Origin of the sequence: Phenylobacterium sp. (genome assembly GCF_030645195.1) — a bacterium.
GTDB lineage: Bacteria > Pseudomonadota > Alphaproteobacteria > Caulobacterales > Caulobacteraceae > Phenylobacterium.
The window spans coordinates 1-1,474 of record NZ_JAUSLW010000134.1; the positions used below are offsets into that span (position 1 = coordinate 1).

The 1,474-nt window shown below is 67.6% G+C and carries 1 protein-coding gene; it reads left to right on the top strand.

From position 1 onward, the window contains the following. The coding region (ilvB, locus tag Q7T09_RS11435; protein WP_304699784.1) for a biosynthetic-type acetolactate synthase large subunit at nt 1–1,474 on the top strand (1,474 nt) is incomplete at both ends.

Consider the following 1,474-nt stretch of genomic DNA (forward strand, 5'->3'; position numbering starts at 1 on the left):
CGATGGTCGTGTTCACCGGCCAGGTGCCGACCCACCTGATCGGCACCGACGCCTTCCAGGAGGCCGACACCGTCGGCATCACCCGCGCCTGCACCAAGCACAACTACCTGGTGAAGGACGTCGCCGACCTGCCCAGGATCATCCACGAAGCCTTCCATATCGCCACCAGCGGCCGGCCCGGCCCGGTGCTGATCGACATCCCCAAGGACGTGCAGTTCGCCAGCGGCCGCTACCAGGGCCCGGCGGAGGTCAGCTTCAGCCACGGCTACGCCCCGCGCACCAGGGGCGACGCCGGCAAGATCGCAGAGGCGGCGCGAATGATCGCCAAGGCCCGCCGTCCGATCTTCTACACCGGCGGCGGCGTGATCAACGCCGGTCCGGCGGCCAGCGAGAGCCTGCGGACCTTCGCCGCCATGACCGGCGCGCCGGTGACCTCGACCCTGATGGGCCTGGGCGCCTTCCCGGCGGCGGACCCGGCGTGGCTCGGCATGCTGGGCATGCACGGCACGTTCGAGGCCAACCACGCCATGCACGACTGCGACGTGATGATCTGCGTCGGCGCCCGGTTCGACGACCGGGTCACCGGCCGGCTGGACGCCTTCTCGCCGGGCTCGAAGAAGATCCACATCGACATCGACGCCTCCTCGATCTCCAAGAACGTCAAGGCCGACATCGGGATCGTCGGGGACGCCGGCTCGGTGCTGGAGGACCTGATCTCGGTCTGGACCTCACGCAAGATGTCCACCGACAAGGCCGCCCTGAAGGACTGGTGGACCCAGATCGACGCCTGGCGCGCCCGCCAGGGCTTCCGCTACGCGCCGGACTCCACCCTGATCAAGCCGCAGTACGCCGTGGAGCGGCTGTACGAGCTGACCAAGGACCGCGACACCTACATCACCACCGAGGTCGGCCAGCACCAGATGTGGGCGGCCCAGTACTACCGCTTCGAGCAGCCCAACCGCTGGATGACCTCGGGCGGCCTCGGGACCATGGGCTACGGCCTGCCCGCCGCCGTCGGCGTGCAGATGGCCCACCCGAATTCGCTCGTCATCGACATCGCCGGCGACGCCAGCGTGCAGATGACCATGCAGGAGATGGCCACGGCCATTCAGTACGAGCTGCCGATCAAGATCTTCATCCTCAACAACGAGTGGATGGGGATGGTGCGCCAGTGGCAGCAGCTGCTGCACGGCGAGCGCTACAGCCACTCCTATTCCGCCAGCCTGCCCGACTTCGTGAAGATGGCCGAGGCCTTCGGCGGGGTCGGCATCCGCGCCGAGACGCCCGCCGAGCTGGACGACAAGATCCTGGAGATGATCTCGGTGAACAAGCCGGTGCTGTTCGACTGCCGGGTCACCAAGGAAGAGAACTGCTTCCCGATGATCCCGTCGGGCAAGGCCCACAACGAGATGATCCTGGCCGACGACGGCAGTGACCTGGGCACGGTCATCGACGACGAGGGCAAGGGGCTGGT